We start from the raw sequence: 19,101 nt of genomic DNA on the forward strand, positions 1-19,101 counted from the left end.
CTTACTTTTTAGATGCAAGTAACTAGAGAACCTAGCCTTCTAAAAAAATCCAGGGGACCAATTAGGTACTAGTACCCGTTCTTTTTTGCAATAACTCTTTTCTATTGGCTATGTTCAACTTCGAATATATGTTGGTAATATGGGTTTTTACCGTGTTGAGGCTGATGAAGAGTTCGCTTGCGATTTCCTTATTCGTCTTTCCCTCTAAGATCAAGGCCTTTACATTTTGTTCCTGTCTGCTCAACCGATTATCCAATGCCACCCTATTTCTTTGTTTTACAGCAAAAATGCTCAGCGCAACCAGTAAAATGATGAGTACAACATTGAGCCATCTACTGACTAGTAGATCTTTTTGCACACCTACTTGGGTCAAATAGGCCATTTTCTTTTCTAAAAACCAATATTCGGAGGCTTTGATCGGACTTTCCCTTAAATCGTCAAGCAGGCCAAGATAGTAGGTGGGATTTTCCGAAATATCCCGGTCCAATAGTTGCTTTTCCTCCAATTGCTTTAACCCGATAAGTTTGACCATCAAAATCTGAAGGGAGTCCTTTATAAAACCCTTTCTGGGCCCATTCCCATCTTCTTCCGACAAAAGCCCACTTACCAACCGATTTTCAAAGGTCCTTAGCTTTTGCCATTCCAGATTTCCTTGATTGGTGGTTGAGTATTCCGCGAAAATCCGCTTTCCCTTCTTAAACTCCATGCGGTCCTTACCGGAAAACATAAAAGTGATGTCTTTGGCTAGGGTATCGTTAAGGATGCTCCGGATGCGTTCCACATGCAAACGATATATCTTATTGCTATCGGAAAAGTGTTTTTTGTCAAATTCAAAGAAGCCATTTTTTTGAACATCTGCTATGGCAATGGGAATTGCCTCCGATTCACTGCCCAGATTCACAACGGGCACTTGGCTCAAATACACCATAGGCTTCCAATCTTCCCCATCTCCAAGATTCACATAACCGGAAATAGCCTTTTGCGCGGATAGCTGAAACCCAACAGCAAACAAAAGAACAATAAGAAGATATTTGCGCATGTTCAATACTTTCCCAATAAAAGTACACTATTTGCTTTGCGGAAGCAATGTAAATTTTGATGCTTGGCATTTTCAATAAAATATCATGTTGTTACGACAACAAATTGGGTAATTTTGCACGAAATCCTAAGTAGATTCCATGACAAAGAACAGCGCCCAACTAGAACTTTCAAAAGAGGCCATGCAAGCTTATGGCTATCAAGTTGTTGATGCCATAGTGAACCATCATTGCACACAAAATGATCAGCTCCCGGTTGCCCTAGGTTCAAGGGAGGAGATGGACTCCCTTTTCTTGGAGGAAGCTCCTGAACAAGGTTCAAACCACGAGGATGTGCTTCAATTTGTGTTGGAAAAGGTAATGACAAACAGCACCAACATGTCCCATCCCAAGTCCTATTCCTTTGTGCCCGGTCCAAGTAATTATGTAAGTGTGATGGCGGATGCCCTTGCCACCGGATACAATATTTTTTCGGGCGGATGGGTGGCTTCGCCAGCTGCAGCTGAACTTGAAATTATTACCATTCAATGGTTGTTGAAAATTTTCGGGTTTCCCTCCAAAAAAGGAGGTGGAATTTTTACGAGTGGAGGCTCGATGGCCAACCTTACGGCCCTTACCACGGCTAGAAAAGTGAAATGCGGGCAGGATTTTTCCAAGGCCGTTATCTATCTTTCCGACCAAGCGCATTCTTCCAATATCAAAGCAATTAGGGTCCTGGGTTTTAAGAAGGAGCAAATCCGGATTATCCCAACCGACATCGAATTTAAGTTTGCTGTAAACAAGCTAAAAAACTGTATTGCCAAAGACCGCCTGGAAGGGCTGCAGCCTTTTTGTTTGATTGCCACTTCCGGAACCACCAACACAGGAACGGTTGATCCATTGGAAGAATTGAGCAAAATCTGTAAAAAGGAAGATATCTGGTTCCATATTGATGGTGCCTACGGTGCGGCAGCAATTTTGTCCAAAAGCGGCAAGGCATTGATGAAGGGAATTGAGAAAGCCGACTCCTTGACCGTTGATCCCCATAAATGGTTTTTCCAACCTTATGAAATGGGGTGTCTTTTGGTCCGAAATCACAAACATCTAAGTCAAACTTTCACGGAAAAGCCGGAATACCTCCGGGACATTGAAGGCAATACTTCTGAAATAAATTTTTACGACCACGGAATCCAGTTGACCCGAAGGTTCAGGGCGCTCAAATTTTATATGTCCATCAAGACTTTTGGACTTAAGGCATTTCGAAAGGCCATTAGCTACAACATCAGTCTTGCAGAAAAAGTTGAAGATCACTTACGAGGAAGCCAACATTGGGAGGTCGTTTTTCCAGCTACCTTGGCGGTCATTAATTTTAGATACCATCCCATTGGGAAAAGGTACACCGCGCAACAATTGGATAAAATCAACCAATATATTTCAGAACAGGTGGTGGCTTCCAGGAAAGCCTTGTTGGTAACGACGGTTTTACATGGTCAGGTAGTGTTGCGAATGTGCTTGATCAACCCCAGAACCACCCTAAACGATGTTCTGGACACCCTTAAGCTTTGCGAGCATTTTGCAAACGCATTACTTGCACCAAGCAGTGTGGAAAATTAATCTGAAGGTTGTGCTTTGCGCCTTTGGTTCTCGAAAATTGTAATAAACATACGGACGCTAATATTTCTGGCTCGCTGTTTTGCCTTTTCCGCATTTGCCCCAACAAAGTAGGTGTCCAAGGTTTCAAACCAATGCCGTAGCCAAATCCCAAAGTGATAATTGGTAATGGTGTTTCCCATCTTATCATCCACCTCTGCGTGCACTTGTAGCGGATTACCTTTATATTTTTGGACAAAAAATAGGTTGGTCTCCCAAAAATCGACCAGTTTTTCGATATGCTCTGGCCAATCTTGAATGACCTCATTAAAAAAATGCCCTATTTCCTTATCCTGCCTCACTTTTTCGTAAAAGCGGGTGACCAGTAGCTTCACATCTTCCCTTGATTCAATTTCTCCTTTGGACATCTTACAACAAATTTAAAACTAATACAGCGGTACTGACCAACAAGCTAAGGATAAATAGGTTTAGGATGCTTTTCGGCTTTTGCTGGGATAAAACAGCGGCATTGAAACCCATACAGGCGATGGTCACCAAGAAAAGTTGGGTCATCTGCCATACATCCACCCCATTGATCAAAACATACATGGCCGCCACTGACCCCAAACAACTTTGGGCAATGATAAAAATTGCGGAGTATCCCGTGGCATCCTTTTCAAATTCCTTTAACCCTTTAAGATATAGTTCCATCATCCTGTCATTTATCATTGTATGGAACAAAAATATTTTCGAATAGGTGTTGGGATTTATGACTGAAATCATATCAAATCCGACCAGGGAACAAGCTACCTAAGAATTTTATGGGATTGCAATTGCAGCAGGCCCTTCTTCTCCAAGGATTTTACTGCCCGGATCACGGTTTCCACGCGCAAGCCTGTCAAATCTGCCATTTGTTGCCTTGACAATTCCACCAGATAGGGTTCATATTCTGGAAGCCGGTGGATGTGGATTTTGAAGTAATCAATGAGTTTAAGTAGCCGATGCTCTGGATTTTCCGTAGAAATTTCAGCAACCATAGTAGCCTTATAATGCAGCCGGCCGGCCAATACCTTGGTCAATTTCAGATGCACTTCTGGTTGCTCCTTTAGCAAGGTCAAGAATTTGTGTTTATCCAGTTTCCAAACGGTTGAATCCTCCACAGCCTCAGCTTGTGCAGGATAAGCCAATTCCTGAAACAATGGAGGTTCCCCAAAACTGGAACCGGCCAGAAAGATACCCTGGATGTACTCCTTACCTTCTTCACTGTAATTATTCATCTTGATTTTTCCAGATAAAACCTGAAAGTAATATCGGGGTTGGGTCTCTACATGAAAAAGCACCTCCTTTTTCTGTAAGGTGACTTTTTCAGCACCATATTGATGTAGTAAATCTTCAGGAATCATGTCTTTTCCACAAATTCTACACAATCCAAGCGAATATTCTCATGCATCAATGGTTTTTCCAACAAATGACAATAGTGATGGTCCGGATTTTTTTGATAAAACTTACAGGCAAAACACGTTCGCTGTACCGTTAAAACACCTTCCCTATTCAGCCGATGAATAAGTTCAGACAATACTTTAAAAAATCCTTCTTTATCGGTAGGATTCACACCATCAAAATAATCACTTAGGCCTGCTGCAAAATGCTCGGTACCTTTCACTACTTCGCTTCCCAAACCAGATAGTACAATAGTATAGCTGCGGTTATCCTCGGAGGAGTAGTCCTTAATGATCAAAGCTTTTTTATCCAGAACTCGAATGGCATCACTTATAGTAGGCTTGGTAACGTTGAATTCTTGGGCCAAGGCACTTACATTGTTGAATTCACTTCGGTGGTGCGCCACAAAAATCAAGATTTGGATTTGTATTGGGCTTAATCCGAATTCCTTCGCTTTGTTCCACAGCATTACCTTAAAGGCTTGGGAAACACGTTCCAATCCAATTACTATTTTACTGGAAAGGTCATGTTGCTGCCGATGCGGGTCAAATGTACTTTTGCTATCCATAAAAAAGGGCCTGCCGGAAAATCCGACAGGCTAAGTTAGTAATCCTAATTATAAGTTTCGCAAATTGCCTTTGCATTTTATTAGGATTCCTAACATTAAAGGGCGAAATTAACCCTTTATATCCTCGATGGAAGCACCAAAATTAATGTGCAGCACATTCCCATTAGGAGTAACCAAGGCTGGAACCGACTTAACCCCGTACCCTTCGGCCTCTGGAATTCTGGATTTTTCCTCCCCAATGTTAACGATGGAAACCTTATCACTCCCAATTAGGTTTACCAAATCCTGCTCCGCGCTCACGCATACCGGGCATCCAGCATGATAAAAAACTGATTTACTCATGTACTTAAAATTAAAGGTTATCGCACTATTGCGATACAAATATAGTAAGGATTCCTTACTATATAACATTAGTATGCAAAAATTCCAACAAACTATCCAGTTGCCCCTGTACTTTAGGGTCTGTGCAATTGATCAGACAAGCAAACACAATTTCCTCCTCGGGGTATACAAAAAGATTGGAGTATGCACCCACACTATTGCCCACATGCCCCACAAACGGCCTACCTTGGGCATCTTGACTCACTTGAAAGCCTAAACCGTAATAGGTTGAATCCCCAATCACCTTTTGAGCCGTCAAAACCTCCTTGAGTAAACCGGTAGACACCAATTTTCCTTCCAAAATAGCTTGACCCAGTTTGCCCATATCTGAAACTGTCGAAAGGTATCCTCCGCCTGCCAATTTATATTGATTGTTCACTGGTGTTGCTTGTTTAAAACCCGATCTTGTTTTGGTGTAAAACTCTGCCATTTGTAATTTTTGGGAGGCCAAAAAGTTAGGATTCCCACGTACCTGCGCAGGGGACAGCGTATGAATCATTCCCAAGGGTTCCAACACCTTGTTTTGAACATAATCTTCAAAAGAAATCCCACTGGCTTCTTGCATGGCCAACGACAATAATACATAGTCAAAGCTATTGTACAAATACCCCTTTCCGGGTTCAAATTGAAGTGGGTCATCTTGGAAAATTTGTAAACTGTCCCTTATGGACAACTCCTTATTTAGTGCAAATTCCTTACCCCGGTACCCGCGAATTCCAGCGGTATGCCCAGCCAATTGTCTTAGGGTGAAATCAAATTCCTTGTTGGGAAAATATGTCACGTGCTTTTGGAAGGAATCGTCTAGGGTCAATAAACCTTCTTCAACCATCTTCGCCAACGCCAATCCGGTAATGCATTTGGAAATACTGGCAATACGGAATAAGGTACGCTCTGGAGCTACGGCCAATTTCCGCTCCAAATTTGCATGGCCATAGCCTTTTTGGAGTAGTTGTCTGCCTTTTTTGAACACAGCCACCCCCATTCCAGGGATGCTTTCATCTACAGCCAAACTTTGAAAAATGGTCTCTATTTTCTCAAGCCCTTCCAAATCCTTGGGCAATTTCGCTCCCGAATTGGAAAACCATTTTTTAATGTTTGAAAGAAGTGTCCTCACCAGTTGCCCTTATGCCACCTAACATAGTGAGAATTCCAAAGAACAAAAAATAGCTTGGGTGAAGATCAGCAAGAATGGAAAAGACTTTCCTGCCAATTCCGTCTACATTTGTCCTAAACAAACCGGAAATGCAGCAAAGCAGGAACAAAGAACTTTATCATCAGAAATTGAATCGGGTTTTGGAATACATCGATAACCACTTGGATGAAAAGATCGAGTTGAAAACCTTGGCGGAACTTTCCCATTTTTCCCCGTTCCATTTTCATCGCATAGTCAAGGCCTTGTTGGGCGAACCCATCGGTGCTTATATTACACGTATTCGGTTGGAAACTGCCGCCAAAATGATTCGATACAGCCAAATGTCGGTCGAAGAAATTGGATATGCCGTGGGTTATGACACCCCTTCTTCCTTAACCAAGGCATTTAAACAACATTTCGGCACAACTCCTTCAGCATATAGAAAAAGTAAATCATTAATCATAAATACAATAAAACGAATGGAAACAACATCTTTGAACATCAAAAAGCCAAAGATCCTCACTGTGGAGGACAAAAACTGCATTTACGTCACCCTCAAGGGCGCTTACCAAAAGTTGGACTATCCTTCGGCCTGGGCAACCCTATGGGCTGTGGTAAAAAACCAGAAATTGTTTACTGCTGGCATAGAGCACATCGGGTTACCCTTTGACGACCCCAACGTAACCGAAGAAAACAATATTCGGTATGATGCCTGCCTCATTATCCATAAAGAAGCTAAACCTGATGGGAAGGTGGGAACCAAAACCATACAGGGTGGAAAGTTTGCAGTTTTCCATTACCAAGGCAGTTATGCGAATTTAGGAGAGGTTTACGATTACATCTTTAACACCTGGCTTTTGGAAAGTGACCATGAGCTTCGTGAAGTACCTACAAGGGAAAAATACCTCAACAATCCCGAAAAAACCGAGGAGGGTAAGCTTAAAACGGAAATCTATATTCCGATCAAGTAATCAATCCCTGAATATCAAACGCCCATTAAAGATCTCTTCAACCTCAATCTCTGGTGGGCGGTTGAAACTAATTACATCTCCTGTACTTCTAATTATTCCCGAAATACGTTGTTGTGGATTTACCAAGATATCGTTGGTACCCCTGTGATTGATATCCACCGTTTGCGCAACCAGGTTTTCGGCTTCCACCCTGGAATCACCTGCTGCAATTCCAATTTGCAAATCATTGGCTGTTCCCCGCAATTTAAAATAGGCAATCCCGTTGGCAACAATTCTTACCGTTGAGGCATCCAGTTCCAAGTCGAAGGAACCATCCGTGGTTTCCGTTTCCGGATTGTTGAAACTTTCTGAAATCAAAGTAAGATTCCCGTAGTTGAGTGGCCCATCGCTGGATACCAAGAGCCCCGTACTACTTCGGACTTCCTCAATATCGGGTGAGGTAACGTATACTGTGGTCAGGCCGTAATCCCGGATAAAATTGCAGCCATTTTCGTTGCGGAGCACCAATCTATCTCCATTCACCTGAGCAGACACCTCATCTTGAAGAAACTCCCCAGTTTTGATTTCCACACCTTGCTCCTCCCCTTGAATTAGCACCAGGTTGATGTTTTCAAAAACGGTAATTTTTGAAAATGGTCCAGTTTCGGTGACCCTTCGGGTCAATTCCCCAGCGTTCTGAAAACAATCCGGTACCTTGTCCCCGTTGCAGGCCATCAAAAACACAAATAGCAGTAGCACGGATTTCTCCATCACCCTCGAAATTACTTGATAACTATATGTCGTTTTTTTAACGTTCAGCATCTTACATTCACAATCTTACCCCAATTCCAAATTCGACCGTTTCGGCCTTTGCCCCATGCGATTTTAGGGTTATGGCACCAAAAACCTTTTCGCCAAAATATCGTTTCAATCCAACCCTATTGTACACCCTGCCTTCAAAATCGAAGGGATAATACAGGTAGTACCCCAGCTGGGTCTCCACACTCATTTTGTTGATAAACAATTCATGGCCCAAAAACACTCCCACCCGTTTAAAATCGGTATCCGGGTCTACGTCCAACTCTGGAAACGAAGTGGCCTGCAACCGAATCAATTCCTTCAAAAAATTGGAGAAAAACAAATCAGTTCCAAATTGGATCGCACTTTTTCTACTCAATCGTTTATCCGCATAGGCAGAAATAATCCAGAATCCGTATCGCCCAGAATTATTGACATCACTTTCATTGACACCCCCTCTTAATGCAAGATTATATCGAAGGGGCTCCTTTGTTTTTTCCTTTGTAACCCTAGGAAGAAAATCGGGATTCACTTCTGGGTCCAAATCGTAGGACAGTCCAAGGTTTAAGGCAAAAGTATTGGTGGAGGTATTGGGTGCCTTAAAATTGGCATTGGAATAATGTATCAGAGATATGCCAGCCTTTACGCCCAAATTCTTCCAGAGGTTATCCCGTTGATAATTGAGCATGACCATGGTTGAACTCAAAAGATGGGTCCCGTAGGCATTATTCCTAAAATTGGTGGTCTTGTCGTAAGGATTGGTATTGTACGCGACTCCTTGCCCCACCCTTAGCTGCACATTTCTTTTGAACAGATAAAAGTTATAATGGGCATACACACCAAAGTGATTGCCCAAGGTAGGGTTGTGCATATTCTGGTAAATGAAGGTGAATCCTGTATCCGGGTAACCGTACAAGGCTTCCCATTCCTCTTGGCCGTAGCGTTTTCTATTGAATCCGAGTATGAAGCCGCTCGGATGCTCCGTGATCAAATGTGAGATATCCGGGTTATGAAGCAGTATGGAGCCATAAAAATGGCTTGCATCCAATACATATTTCTTAGAAATATCTTGGGATTGGCCAAATCCAAGGTCACCTAGCAGGCAAACAATAGCACAAATGGTTAGCAAGCGCTTCATGAGGGGCAAAAATAGGCATTATTGATAGATGCCCCAGGGGTTTCGAAACTCTGCAAACAATTAAAAAATAGCCTTGGCTATAGCCTTGATATTGTCCGATTTTCCCATGGAGTAGTAATGCAGTACAGGTACCCCGGCATCCTTTAACTCCTTGGACTGCTTGATACACCATTCCACACCAATCTGGCGTACCTCCTTGTTGCTTTTACAAGACTCCACAGCCTCTATCAAATCCTCGGGAATGTCTACCCGAAACACTTGGGGTAATAATTGAAGGTGACGTTTTACAGCGATGGGTTTAATACCTGGAATAATGGGTACTTCTATGCCGATTTTACGTGCTTCGTCCACAAATTCAAAGAATTTTTGATTGTCGAAAAACATCTGGGTCACAACATAATCCGCACCTAAATCCACCTTTTGCTTCAAACGCTTTAAATCGGTTTTTAAAGAGGGGGCCTCCATATGCTTTTCCGGATACCCGGCCACTCCAACACAAAAGTTAGCACAATTGTCGGTTTCGATCACTTCGTGCAAATAGTTTCCCTTGTTCAATTCCTGGATTTGCTCCACAAGATCCGAAGCGTACTTATGGCCGCCAGAGGTTGGGGCAAAATACTTCTCTTCTTTCATGGCATCCCCGCGAAGGGCCATAACATTATCGATACCCAAATAATGACAGTCCACCAACAAGTATTCCGTTTCCTCCCTGGTAAATCCACCACAAAGAACATGGGGTACGGTATCCACGTCGTACTTATGCTTGATCGAAGCGCAGATTCCCAAAGTCCCGGGGCGCATGCGGGTAAGTTTTTTGTCCAAAAGACCATCGCGATCAATGTAAACGAATTCTTCCCTGGAAGTTGTCACATCGATAAATGGGGGTTTGAATTCCATTAAAGGGTTAATATTGTCGTATAATTCCTGAATACTTCTTCCTTTAACTGGTGGAATTATCTCAAAACTAAAAAGCGTTTCTCCTTTTGCTGCTTTTATGTGGTCTGTTACTTTCATTCAATTTGTTGTTGTAGGTAGGTTATTGGTTATTGAAATAAAGTTAGTTTTCTACGATGTTTGGAGCCAGCCATTTTTCGGCATCCTTTAAAGCTATTCCCTTGCGTTCGGCAAAATCGGCGACCTGATCCGGTTTGATCTTCCCCAAACCAAAGTACTTGGCTTCAGGATGGCCAAAATAATATCCACTAACACTCGCAGCGGGCCACATGGCCAAGCTATCGGTTAGTTCCACCCCAATTTTTTCCTTCACCTCCAAAACCTCCCAAATGGTGATTTTTTCCAAATGGTCAGGGCAAGCGGGATAACCTGGCGCTGGACGAATCCCTCGATATTTTTCGTCAATGAGTTCGTCGTTGGACAACTGCTCTGTTAGGGCATAGCCCCAGTGTTTGGTCCTAACCTCTTTGTGCAAATACTCAGCAAAGGCCTCCGCTAACCGGTCTGCTAATGCTTTTACCATAATGGAGCCGTAATCGTCAAGGTTTTTTTCGTACTCCTGAGCCAATTCCTGCGTACCAAAACCGGTGGTCACACAAAAACAACCCATATAATCTTGTTTCCCGGAAGATTCTGGAGCTATAAAATCAGCAAGGGCAATGTTGGGTACTCCCTCCCGCTTTTTGAGTTGTTGGCGAAGCGTTCGGAAGATGAAATTAGAACTGTCCCCATTCGCACCGCTTTGGGCCGAAATGGCGATATCATCCTCGTTCACCTGTTGCGCTGGAAAAAGTCCAAAAACAGCTTTGGCCTTTAACAGCTTTTCCTCCAATATTTGGTCCAGCATTTTTTGGGCATCCTCGAAGAGTTCCGAAGCCTGTTCACCCACTATTTCATCTGTTAGGATGTTTGGATACTTCCCATGCAGGTCCCAACTTCTAAAAAATGGGCTCCAATCAATAAAAGGCTTGAGTTTTTTAAGGTCAAATTCCTCCCAAACCTGAACCCCGAGCTCGTTGGGCTTTTTGATTTCAGAGGCATTCCAATCCAACTTCAACTTGTTGTTCCGGGCCTCCTTAAGGGTCAAATATTCTTTTTGTTTGGTCCTGTTCAAGAAACGATCACGGAAACTCTCGTAGTCTAGCTTTATGGACTTTTTATAATTGTCCGAAGTTTCTTTTTGAAGCAAATCCCCTACTACGGTCACAGCTCTGGACGCGTCATTAACGTGCACCACGGATTGGCTATAAACCGGGTCGATTTTTACAGCTGTATGGGCTTTACTCGTAGTTGCGCCACCGATTAAGAGTGGAACTGTAAATTGTTGCCGTTCCATCTCTTTGGCCAAAAAGACCATTTCATCCAAGGAAGGGGTGATCAGACCACTCAATCCAATTATGTCCACCTGTTCCTCCTTGGCCTTTTGTATGATGACTTCTGGCGGTACCATCACACCCAGGTCCACAATTTCGTAGTTATTACAGGCCAATACCACGCTTACAATATTCTTGCCAATATCGTGGACATCGCCCTTTACCGTGGCCATAAGAATTTTTCCTGCTGCTGATGTACTTGCGTCTTTGGATGCTTCGATATATGGGGTTAGGTAGGCCACCGCTTTCTTCATCACCCTGGCCGATTTTACCACTTGGGGCAAAAACATTTTTCCGCTTCCAAATAGATCGCCCACCACGTTCATACCGGTCATCAAATTGCCCTCGATCACCTCAAGTGGCCTAGATGCCAGTTGCCTAGCCTCCTCAATATCTTCAACTATATATTGGTCTATGCCCTTTACCAGAGCTCTAGTTATCCGATTTTGCAAAGGCTCTTCCCGCCAGGATAGATCCACTTTATTTTCCTTGGCCTTGCCCACAACGGTTTCTGCAAATTCCAGCAAGCGTTCGGTGGCATCATCCCTCCTATCCAAAATCACATCCTCAACATGCTCCAATAGATCCTTAGGAATATCGTCGTATACTTCCAGCAAAGCTGGATTCACGATACCCATGTTCATCCCAGCCTTAATGGCATGGTACAAAAACACAGAATGCATGGCTTCACGAACCGGGTTGTTTCCCCTAAAGGAAAAGGAAACATTGCTCACCCCACCGCTAACACTACAGTATGGCAAATTTTCCCGCACCCAACGGGTACCTTCTATAAAATCAATAGCATTTTTACGATGTTCTTCCATCCCGGTCGCAACGGGGAAAATGTTTAGATCAAAGATGATATCCTCCGGAGGAAAATTCACCTCATTCACCAAAACATCGTAGGAACGTTTGGCAATCTCGATCCGTCGCTCATAGTTGTCGGCTTGGCCAACTTCATCAAAGGCCATTACAATAACCGCCGCTCCATATCTTTTAATCAAGGTGGCTTGACGAATAAATTCCGCCTCGCCTTCCTTTAAACTGATGGAATTCACAACGCATTTACCCTGCACCACTTGCAGTCCTGCCTCAATAATTTCCCATTTGGAACTGTCTATCATGATGGGAACACGGGCAATATCGGGCTCGGAACCTATAAGGTTCAGAAAATTGACCATGGCCTCTTTTCCATCGATAAGGCCATCGTCCATATTTATATCGATAATCTGTGCCCCACCTTCTACTTGATGTCTGGCCACGTCCAGCGCTTCCTCAAACTTCCGCTCCTTGATCAATCGAAGAAACTTTTTGGAACCGGCCACATTGGTACGCTCACCCACGTTCACAAAATTGCTGTGCGGGGTAATGATCAGGGGTTCCAGACCACTAAGTTTCAAGTATTTTGTTTTTTGATCTATCATTTAGCTATAGTGCAATACTTCGGGAAATGGCTCATAAAAATGATGCAGAAGATTCTTCCATCCTTGATATTCCTCAGATTTTCTGAATCCTTCCTCATGATCTTCCAAAGTTTCCCATTTGACCAATAGTATATACTGGTCAGGTTTCTCAATACATTTTTTCAGTTCGTGACCCATATATCCCTTCATCCCGGTGATTATTGAGGAAGCCTCGTCAAAACTTGCTTCAAACGCTGAAGCAAGGCCATGTTTAATGTTTAATATTGCCACCTCTAGAACCATAAGCGATTTAATTCAAGACCAAAGGCCTACGAGGTTTATATTCTTTCACCAAGTCCGCGATGGCCTTTATATGTTCGGGCGTGGTCCCACAACATCCTCCAACAATATTGACCAAGCTTTTTTCCAAATATTCCTTAATCTGTGAAGCCATCTGCTCCGGAGTTTCGTCATATTCCCCAAAGGCATTGGGCAACCCAGCATTGGGATGTGCCGAAATGGCAAATTCCGACTTAGCGGAAACCACCTCCAAATGGGGCACCAATTGACTTGCTCCCAAGGCGCAATTGAATCCGACCGAAAGAATAGGTAAATGGGAAACCGATATCAGGAAAGCCTCTGCTGTCTGGCCCGAAAGGGTTCTCCCGGAAGCATCCGTAATTGTTCCACTGACCATTATCGGAACATGTATTCCGCGCTCGTCCTTCACTTCCTCAATTGCGAACAATGCCGCCTTGGCATTTAGCGTATCAAAAATGGTCTCTACCAAGAGAAGGTCCGCTCCCCCGTCCAATAAAGCTTCTACCTGTTGCTTATAGGCAATGCGAAGTTCATTGAAGGATATGGCGCGGTAACCCGGGTCATTGACATCCGGAGACATACTGGCCGTCTTATTGGTGGGACCAATACTTCCGGCCACGAATCTGGGTTTGTCGGGCTCCTTTGCCGTAAACTCATCAGCCACTTCTTTGGCAATCCTGGCCGATTCATAATTGAGTTCATAGACCAATTCTTCCATGAAATAATCGGCCATCGCGATGGTGGTCCCAGAAAAGGTATTGGTTTCGACAATATCCGCCCCGGCCTCGAAGTACTTCCTATGAACCTCTGCAATGGCGTCCGGTTGTGTTAGCGACAACAAGTCGTTGTTTCCAACCAATGGGTGTTCCCAATCCTTGAAGCGGTCTCCCCTAAAGTCCCCCTCTGTGAATTTATAGCGTTGGAGCATGGTACCCATGGCCCCATCCAGTATCAGGATTCGCTCTTTTAGTATTTCCTCGATCTTTTTCATAAATAATATGGTATCGATTCCCTATCTCAACTAGGTACGATAGGACGATAACTTCTAATATGGTATCAAGAAATATGAAGAAAATACGGGAGGCCGTAATTGTCTGGTTATCCTTCCCAGGTTGTTTTGGGTAGAAAGTAGCACCTTCTCGAAGTCGAGGGTTGCTAAGGCTTCAGCGGGTCTATTCCCTCCACCTTTCTTGATAACAAATTCAATTTTTAAATGAACTGAGGACAAAATAACCACGTTTTGTCCTCAAAAACAACAGAAATCTGCATTTTGTTGGTCAATACCCTCCGAAGCAATGCTTTGGAGGGCGTTGACTAACTCAAAATAATCTAAAAAAAGCTCTAGACTATACTTTGCACCACCTCTTTTTTGGCCTCTTTCTTAGTGCCATCAAAGCCCTGTACTCCGCCAACGGTGGTATATTTCATAACAAAACGCTTGTCCGGATTGATGATTTGATAGGCATATTGGCACATAACCGCTGCCTCGTGGAATCCAGACAAAATCAATTTTAATTTGCCTTCATAGGTATTTACATCCCCAATAGCAAACACACCTGGAATATTGGTCTGATAATCCTTGGCATTGTTTACCTTAATGGCATTCTTTTGTATTTCCAAGCCCCAATTTCCGATTGGGCCCAATTTTGGTGACAACCCAAACAAGGGGATAAAGTAATCGGTTTCCACATAGGTTTGCCCTTTGGCCTCATCATTGTGTTTTATCACAACGGCCTTCAGTTCATTTTCGCCATGGATTTCCTTTACTTCCGCTTCGGTATACAGCTGAATCTTGCCCAACTTGGCCAATTCCGACGCCTTTTCCACAGAATCCAAAGCTCCCCTAAATTCATTTCTTCTATGTACCAAGGCAACTTCTGAGGCCACATCTGCCAAATAAATCGCCCAGTCCAAAGCAGAATCACCCCCACCTGCGATTACCACCTTTTTATCCCGATAAACTTCGGGGTCCTTGATCATATAGACCACCCCTTTATCTTCGTAATCTGCAATATTGGAAATCAAAGGTTTTCTCGGTTCGAAGGATCCCAAACCACCTGCAATAACCACAACGGGTGCATGATGCTTGGTCCCTTTGTTCGTAGTGACGATAAAGGAACCATCTTCTTGTTTTTCCAAAGTTTCGGCACGCTCACCAAGAGTAAATCCTGGCTCAAAAGGTTTTATTTGTTCCATCAGCTTATCTACCAAATCCCCAGCCAGAATCTCGGGATAGGCCGGGATGTCGTATATGGGTTTTTTGGGGTAGATTTCGGAACATTGACCACCAGGCTGTGGCAGTGCATCAATCAAATGGGTCTTTAACTTTAAAAGTCCTGCTTCAAAAACGGTGAACAACCCTGTTGGTCCCGCTCCAATAATAAGTATATCTGTCTTTATCATCTTAAGCTTTTTCTACTAACTCCAATTCTTTATTTCTAAACTCTTTTTGTATGTTCAATATATCTTGTCTGTGTTTTACCACCTCCCCTATGAGGATAATCGCCGGATTGGAAAGTTTGAGCTCTTCCACCCGTTGTTCGATATTGGCCACCGTACCTATTCCAATTTTTTCGTTTTCGGTTGTGCCATTTTGGATGATGGCCACAGGAAGGTTCGATTTACCTTCTTTTTTGAACAGTTCCACAATTTGACCGAGTTTTGACATCCCCATCAAAATCAGGACTGTTGCGTTGGATTTTGCTGCCAGTTCCACATCCTTTGAAAGCTTGTGTTCCTTGGTTGTCCCTGTTATTACCCAAAAACTCTCGGTAGCCCCTCTTTTGGTAACCGGAATATTTTGTGCCGCGGGCACCGAAACTGCTGAGGATATGCCTGGTACTACGGCAACCTCCACTCCAAACCTTGCGGCGTATTCCATTTCTTCTGCACCCCTACCAAAAACAAAAGGGTCTCCGCCCTTGAGCCGAACTACATGTCCACAAGTATGGGCACGTTGCACGATCAATTCATTGATTTGCACTTGTTGGTATGTATAACATCCCTTGCGTTTCCCTACAAATATTTTCTCTGCATTTGGGGCATATTCCAGCAATTGGGTATCCACCAAGGCGTCATAAAGCACTACATCAGCACTTTGTAAGGCTTTTATTCCCTTCAGGGTGATCAAATCCACATCCCCAGGGCCTGCTCCCACTACCGTTAGTCTTCCTCTATACATGGGCCAATTCCAATTTTCTATATGCTTCCAACTGCTCCAACACTTCTTTTGCATCATTCAAAAAGCTTTCGGCAAATGCTTTGTTCGGTGTGTTCTTGTTCAATTGTAGCGCCAATTCCCCAAAACTGCCACTAAAGCCAATTTTCCCGGATTCCACGTACAACTTGTCAAAATCCCTGATGATTCCAGCATGGGTATTGACCTTTACCTTTTCCGAGGTCAACAAGGCTTTGGCCGAGTTCACAATGGATTGATAGGAATAGTAGATACTTGCTGCCCATTTTGCCTCATTCAAAGCTTCTTGGGCGTTATCGATTTTTTCCTGGCTTTCGTAGAACAAGGTAGCTACCAAATCCACGATAACCCCGGCACATTCCCCGATGCCAATCTCTTTTTTATATTTTTCTTCGGTACCCCAATCAATAAAGTCCTCAGGGGTAAGATTTTCAATATTTGCCAAGGGTTTTAGGAAATCGTAGAAGTAATGTTCCCCTTTTTCCCAATAGTAATCGGCAAAAGAAGCTCCATTGCCATTGGCATTGTAGTCATCCAAGATCAAGCGTAGTGCTTGTGGTCCTCTTCTGCTTGGAATTTTTACCACTTTATCGGCAAATCTACCTTTCCCGTTCCCGAAGTTTCCTCCACCCAATAAAACCTGAAGTGCAGGAGCTACTAGTTTATCCTTGGTCCTAACGGACATTCCCTGAAAACCGATATTGGCCATATTGTGCTGTCCGCACGCGTTCATACAACCACTTATCTTGATCACTACATCCGGATTGTTGATATACTCTGGATATTCCGCCTTGATCACGCGCTCCAATTCCTCAGCAATACCGGTACTACTAGAAATTCCAAGATTACAGGTATCGGTTCCTGGGCAAGCCGTAATGTCCAAAGCCTTGTTATAACCGGCTTCCACAAATCCCAACTTTTCCAACTGGGTATAAAAGAAGGGAACAAGCTCCTCCTTTACATAAGGAATTAAAATATTTTGACGCAACGACAAACGAATTTCCCCAGCTGCATAATCCTGCACCAATCTGGCCAGTTTTCTCGCCTTATCGGTATAGAAATCCCCTAATAAAACTTTGATTCCAATAGCAACATATCCCTTCTGTTTTTGCGGGACAAGGTTGGTGGATTTCCAATTATTGAATGCGATATCGTCCAATATCTGCACTTTTGGGGCCTCCACAGTGGCCACTTTGGGTTTTGGATAGCTTTCAAATTCTATGGGGTAGGTTTTATGGGGAATGGCAAGTTGCTCTTCCTCCAATAGTGCCTTGAAACCATCGAGTCCAATGTCTTTCAACAAGAATTTTAGACGGGCTTTTGCTCGACTTTTACGTTCCCCATGACGGTCAAAAATACGGATGACGCCCTCCATCAATGGGATAATCTTATCACTGGGCAAGAAACTGTACAATTCGTCTGCATGGCGGGGTTGGGAACCCAATCCTCCGGCCAACATAACCTTGAAACCTCTTTCCCCATTTTTTATTTTGGCGATAAAGCCTAAATCGTGCATATAGGACAGGCCTGTATCTGCGTCACTGGCCGAGAATGAAACCTTGAACTTGCGTCCCATTTCCTGGCCGATAGGATTTCGCAGAAAATACTGGAACACGGCATGGGCGTAGGGAGAAACATCGAATGGTTCGTTGACATCGATTCCCGCAGTTTCACTCGCTGTCACATTTCGCACTGTATTTCCACAAGCTTCACGAAGGGTTACATCGTCCCGCTCCAATTCTGCCCAAAGCTCTGGGGTACGCTCCAAGTCCACATAGTGAATTTGAATATCCTGACGAGTGGTAATGTGCAACCGACCCCTGGAATACTCATCTGAAACATCGGAGATACGAAGCAATTGGTCTGAGGTCACCTTGCCATAGGGTAGTTTAATGCGAATCATTTGCACCCCTTGTTGGCGCTGTCCGTATACACCCCTTGCCAAACGAAGGCTACGGAACTTTTCCTCATCGACCTCGCCCCCTTTGAATTGACGAATTTTTCGCTCCAATTCAATGATGTCCTTTTCTACAACTGGATTTTCTATTTCTGTTCTAAAACTCTGCATATTCGAATTATTGTAAATGAATTCCGCACTCCCTTGTTTCCAAGGCTTTTACAGGATCAAAGTAGGTACTGTTTTTTGGTAAATCGTAGGCTTCCAAATAGGAATCCAGGTCATCGTCTGTCCAATAGTAAAAGGGGCTCACTTTCAAAATACCATCTTTTGAATAGCTTAAAATGTCCTTCTCACTCCTCAGTGCGGTCTGACGAATCCTAATATTGGTGAACCAAATATCGGGCTGGTGTTCTTCCAGTGCTCTTCGAAAAGGCTCGAGCTTTACGATATCCGAAAACTCCAAATGTTCAGGTTGATCCGCTGTGGGAAAACCCAAACGATGTTCGATAAAAGCACGAGTTTCCCTTGGCACGTAAGTATTCAATTTGAGATTGAATCGCTTTGTCAATACACTTGCATGTTCATAGGTTTCGGGAAGGTTGTATCCAGTATCGCACCAAACGACATCAATTTTGGGGTCGATTCGTTGAAAAGTGCTCAACAAAACTGCTGAATACTTACCAAAACTTGTGGTTACAATTCGCTTATTGGACAACCGAATGGCCCATTCAATGATTTCTTCAGGTGGTATGCCCCTAAACTGTTTGTTATAATATTCAGTATCGATATCTAATTTCATATTACCCTATGGATTTAATAGGAAAATCAAAGATAGTCCTTCAGTCGTAACAAATGGTTAAAATCTTTATAAAATCACATTTACCCTATAGTTTTTATAGATTTAACTAAAATCGGGTCTCAATTTTATGGATTTTCCACCT

At 43.4% G+C, this 19,101-nt stretch carries 19 protein-coding genes and 1 riboswitch; of the genes, 2 read left to right on the forward strand and 17 right to left on the reverse strand.

Going from position 1 to position 19,101, the window contains the following annotated elements; all coding sequences use genetic code 11:
• Positions 1 to 61 precede the first annotated feature (61 nt).
• Positions 62 to 1,039, reverse strand: a complete 978-nt coding sequence (locus M3P07_RS16560) for a helix-turn-helix domain-containing protein (RefSeq protein WP_249971042.1) — start codon at positions 1,037 to 1,039, stop codon at positions 62 to 64.
• A 139-nt stretch (positions 1,040 to 1,178) separates the two neighbouring features.
• On the opposite strand from M3P07_RS16560, the gene M3P07_RS16565 reads away from it, so the two are divergent.
• A complete protein-coding gene (locus M3P07_RS16565; protein WP_249971043.1) occupies positions 1,179 to 2,630 on the forward strand; it encodes a pyridoxal phosphate-dependent decarboxylase family protein in 1,452 nt (483 codons plus the stop codon).
• Here the strand turns inward: M3P07_RS16565 and M3P07_RS16570 are convergent.
• The 6 genes from M3P07_RS16570 to M3P07_RS16595 form a co-directional block, all read right to left on the reverse strand.
• A complete protein-coding gene (locus M3P07_RS16570; protein WP_249971044.1) occupies positions 2,627 to 3,034 on the reverse strand; it encodes a group III truncated hemoglobin in 408 nt (135 codons plus the stop codon). The genes M3P07_RS16565 and M3P07_RS16570 overlap by 4 nt on opposite strands.
• 1 nt (position 3,035) lies before the next feature.
• Positions 3,036 to 3,320, reverse strand: coding sequence for a hypothetical protein (locus tag M3P07_RS16575; RefSeq protein ID WP_249971045.1), 285 nt, complete (start codon positions 3,318 to 3,320; stop codon positions 3,036 to 3,038).
• A 92-nt stretch (positions 3,321 to 3,412) separates the two neighbouring features.
• Positions 3,413 to 4,009, reverse strand: coding sequence for a Crp/Fnr family transcriptional regulator (locus M3P07_RS16580; protein WP_249971046.1), 597 nt, complete (start codon positions 4,007 to 4,009; stop codon positions 3,413 to 3,415).
• Positions 4,006 to 4,614: a MarR family winged helix-turn-helix transcriptional regulator gene (locus tag M3P07_RS16585; RefSeq protein ID WP_249971047.1), complete on the reverse strand. Its 609-nt coding sequence runs from the start codon at positions 4,612 to 4,614 to the stop codon at positions 4,006 to 4,008. The genes M3P07_RS16580 and M3P07_RS16585 overlap by 4 nt, the downstream gene beginning before the upstream one ends.
• Positions 4,615 to 4,722: 108 nt before the next feature.
• Positions 4,723 to 4,956 (reverse strand): thioredoxin family protein, encoded by a 234-nt coding sequence (locus M3P07_RS16590; protein ID WP_249971048.1) that lies wholly within the window; start codon positions 4,954 to 4,956, stop codon positions 4,723 to 4,725.
• Between the two features lie 58 nt (positions 4,957 to 5,014).
• Positions 5,015 to 6,109, reverse strand: coding sequence for a serine hydrolase domain-containing protein (locus M3P07_RS16595; protein WP_249971049.1), 1,095 nt, complete (start codon positions 6,107 to 6,109; stop codon positions 5,015 to 5,017).
• Between the two features lie 128 nt (positions 6,110 to 6,237).
• On the opposite strand from M3P07_RS16595, the gene M3P07_RS16600 reads away from it, so the two are divergent.
• Positions 6,238 to 7,098, forward strand: coding sequence for an AraC family transcriptional regulator (locus M3P07_RS16600; protein WP_417952755.1), 861 nt, complete (start codon positions 6,238 to 6,240; stop codon positions 7,096 to 7,098).
• On the opposite strand, the gene M3P07_RS16605 is transcribed toward M3P07_RS16600, so the two are convergent.
• From M3P07_RS16605 to M3P07_RS16650, 10 genes are all read right to left on the reverse strand, one after another.
• Positions 7,099 to 7,848: a head GIN domain-containing protein gene (locus tag M3P07_RS16605; RefSeq protein ID WP_249971051.1), complete on the reverse strand. Its 750-nt coding sequence runs from the start codon at positions 7,846 to 7,848 to the stop codon at positions 7,099 to 7,101.
• A 58-nt stretch (positions 7,849 to 7,906) separates the two neighbouring features.
• Positions 7,907 to 9,013 (reverse strand): acyloxyacyl hydrolase, encoded by a 1,107-nt coding sequence (locus M3P07_RS16610; protein ID WP_249971052.1) that lies wholly within the window; start codon positions 9,011 to 9,013, stop codon positions 7,907 to 7,909.
• A gap of 60 nt (positions 9,014 to 9,073) precedes the next feature.
• Positions 9,074 to 10,027: a methylenetetrahydrofolate reductase [NAD(P)H] gene (gene metF / locus M3P07_RS16615; protein ID WP_249971053.1), complete on the reverse strand. Its 954-nt coding sequence runs from the start codon at positions 10,025 to 10,027 to the stop codon at positions 9,074 to 9,076.
• 43 nt (positions 10,028 to 10,070) lie between these two features.
• Complete coding sequence (metH, locus tag M3P07_RS16620) at positions 10,071 to 12,764, reverse strand: methionine synthase (protein WP_249971054.1); 2,694 nt, start codon at positions 12,762 to 12,764, stop codon at positions 10,071 to 10,073.
• Entirely contained in the window at positions 12,765 to 13,046 is a 282-nt protein-coding gene (locus M3P07_RS16625; protein ID WP_249971055.1) for an antibiotic biosynthesis monooxygenase family protein, read from the reverse strand. It abuts the gene before it with no gap.
• A 7-nt stretch (positions 13,047 to 13,053) separates the two neighbouring features.
• Positions 13,054 to 14,055 carry a homocysteine S-methyltransferase family protein gene (locus M3P07_RS16630; protein ID WP_249971056.1) on the reverse strand — a complete coding sequence of 334 codons (1,002 nt, stop codon included), beginning with the start codon at positions 14,053 to 14,055 and terminating at the stop codon, positions 13,054 to 13,056.
• 104 nt (positions 14,056 to 14,159) lie between these two features.
• A riboswitch (SAM riboswitch) is annotated at positions 14,160 to 14,264 on the reverse strand.
• A 141-nt stretch (positions 14,265 to 14,405) separates the two neighbouring features.
• Positions 14,406 to 15,467: an NAD(P)/FAD-dependent oxidoreductase gene (locus M3P07_RS16635; RefSeq protein WP_249971057.1), complete on the reverse strand. Its 1,062-nt coding sequence runs from the start codon at positions 15,465 to 15,467 to the stop codon at positions 14,406 to 14,408.
• A gap of 1 nt (position 15,468) precedes the next feature.
• Complete coding sequence (gene cobA / locus M3P07_RS16640) at positions 15,469 to 16,245, reverse strand: uroporphyrinogen-III C-methyltransferase (RefSeq protein ID WP_249971058.1); 777 nt, start codon at positions 16,243 to 16,245, stop codon at positions 15,469 to 15,471.
• The gene (locus M3P07_RS16645) at positions 16,238 to 18,328 is read right to left on the reverse strand and encodes a HEPN domain-containing protein (protein WP_249971059.1); all 2,091 of its coding nucleotides are present in this window, start codon (positions 18,326 to 18,328) and stop codon (positions 16,238 to 16,240) included. The genes cobA and M3P07_RS16645 overlap by 8 nt, the downstream gene beginning before the upstream one ends.
• A 7-nt stretch (positions 18,329 to 18,335) precedes the next feature.
• Positions 18,336 to 18,959 carry a phosphoadenosine phosphosulfate reductase domain-containing protein gene (locus M3P07_RS16650; RefSeq protein WP_249971060.1) on the reverse strand — a complete coding sequence of 208 codons (624 nt, stop codon included), beginning with the start codon at positions 18,957 to 18,959 and terminating at the stop codon, positions 18,336 to 18,338.
• Positions 18,960 to 19,101: the final 142 nt, after the last annotated feature.

Origin of the sequence: Flagellimonas myxillae (genome assembly GCF_023502235.1) — a bacterium.
Classification (GTDB): Bacteria; Bacteroidota; Bacteroidia; order Flavobacteriales; family Flavobacteriaceae; genus Flagellimonas; species Flagellimonas myxillae.

What these genes read in the sequence shown, in the direction of transcription:
- M3P07_RS16560 (WP_249971042.1), bottom strand. Translation starts at nt 1,039, where the DNA reads ATGCGCAAATATCTTCTTATTGTTCTTTTGTTTGCTGTTGGGTTTCAG.
- M3P07_RS16565 (WP_249971043.1), top strand. Translation starts at nt 1,179, where the DNA reads ATGACAAAGAACAGCGCCCAACTAGAACTTTCAAAAGAGGCCATGCAA.
- M3P07_RS16570 (WP_249971044.1), bottom strand. Translation starts at nt 3,034, where the DNA reads ATGTCCAAAGGAGAAATTGAATCAAGGGAAGATGTGAAGCTACTGGTC.
- M3P07_RS16575 (WP_249971045.1), bottom strand. Translation starts at nt 3,320, where the DNA reads ATGATGGAACTATATCTTAAAGGGTTAAAGGAATTTGAAAAGGATGCC.
- M3P07_RS16580 (WP_249971046.1), bottom strand. Translation starts at nt 4,009, where the DNA reads ATGATTCCTGAAGATTTACTACATCAATATGGTGCTGAAAAAGTCACC.
- M3P07_RS16585 (WP_249971047.1), bottom strand. Translation starts at nt 4,614, where the DNA reads ATGGATAGCAAAAGTACATTTGACCCGCATCGGCAGCAACATGACCTT.
- M3P07_RS16590 (WP_249971048.1), bottom strand. Translation starts at nt 4,956, where the DNA reads ATGAGTAAATCAGTTTTTTATCATGCTGGATGCCCGGTATGCGTGAGC.
- M3P07_RS16600 (WP_417952755.1), top strand. Translation starts at nt 6,238, where the DNA reads ATGCAGCAAAGCAGGAACAAAGAACTTTATCATCAGAAATTGAATCGG.
- M3P07_RS16605 (WP_249971051.1), bottom strand. Translation starts at nt 7,848, where the DNA reads ATGGAGAAATCCGTGCTACTGCTATTTGTGTTTTTGATGGCCTGCAAC.
- M3P07_RS16610 (WP_249971052.1), bottom strand. Translation starts at nt 9,013, where the DNA reads ATGAAGCGCTTGCTAACCATTTGTGCTATTGTTTGCCTGCTAGGTGAC.
- metF (WP_249971053.1), bottom strand. Translation starts at nt 10,027, where the DNA reads ATGAAAGTAACAGACCACATAAAAGCAGCAAAAGGAGAAACGCTTTTT.
- metH (WP_249971054.1), bottom strand. Translation starts at nt 12,764, where the DNA reads ATGATAGATCAAAAAACAAAATACTTGAAACTTAGTGGTCTGGAACCC.
- M3P07_RS16625 (WP_249971055.1), bottom strand. Translation starts at nt 13,046, where the DNA reads ATGGTTCTAGAGGTGGCAATATTAAACATTAAACATGGCCTTGCTTCA.
- M3P07_RS16630 (WP_249971056.1), bottom strand. Translation starts at nt 14,055, where the DNA reads ATGAAAAAGATCGAGGAAATACTAAAAGAGCGAATCCTGATACTGGAT.
- M3P07_RS16635 (WP_249971057.1), bottom strand. Translation starts at nt 15,467, where the DNA reads ATGATAAAGACAGATATACTTATTATTGGAGCGGGACCAACAGGGTTG.
- cobA (WP_249971058.1), bottom strand. Translation starts at nt 16,245, where the DNA reads ATGTATAGAGGAAGACTAACGGTAGTGGGAGCAGGCCCTGGGGATGTG.
- M3P07_RS16645 (WP_249971059.1), bottom strand. Translation starts at nt 18,328, where the DNA reads ATGCAGAGTTTTAGAACAGAAATAGAAAATCCAGTTGTAGAAAAGGAC.
- M3P07_RS16650 (WP_249971060.1), bottom strand. Translation starts at nt 18,959, where the DNA reads ATGAAATTAGATATCGATACTGAATATTATAACAAACAGTTTAGGGGC.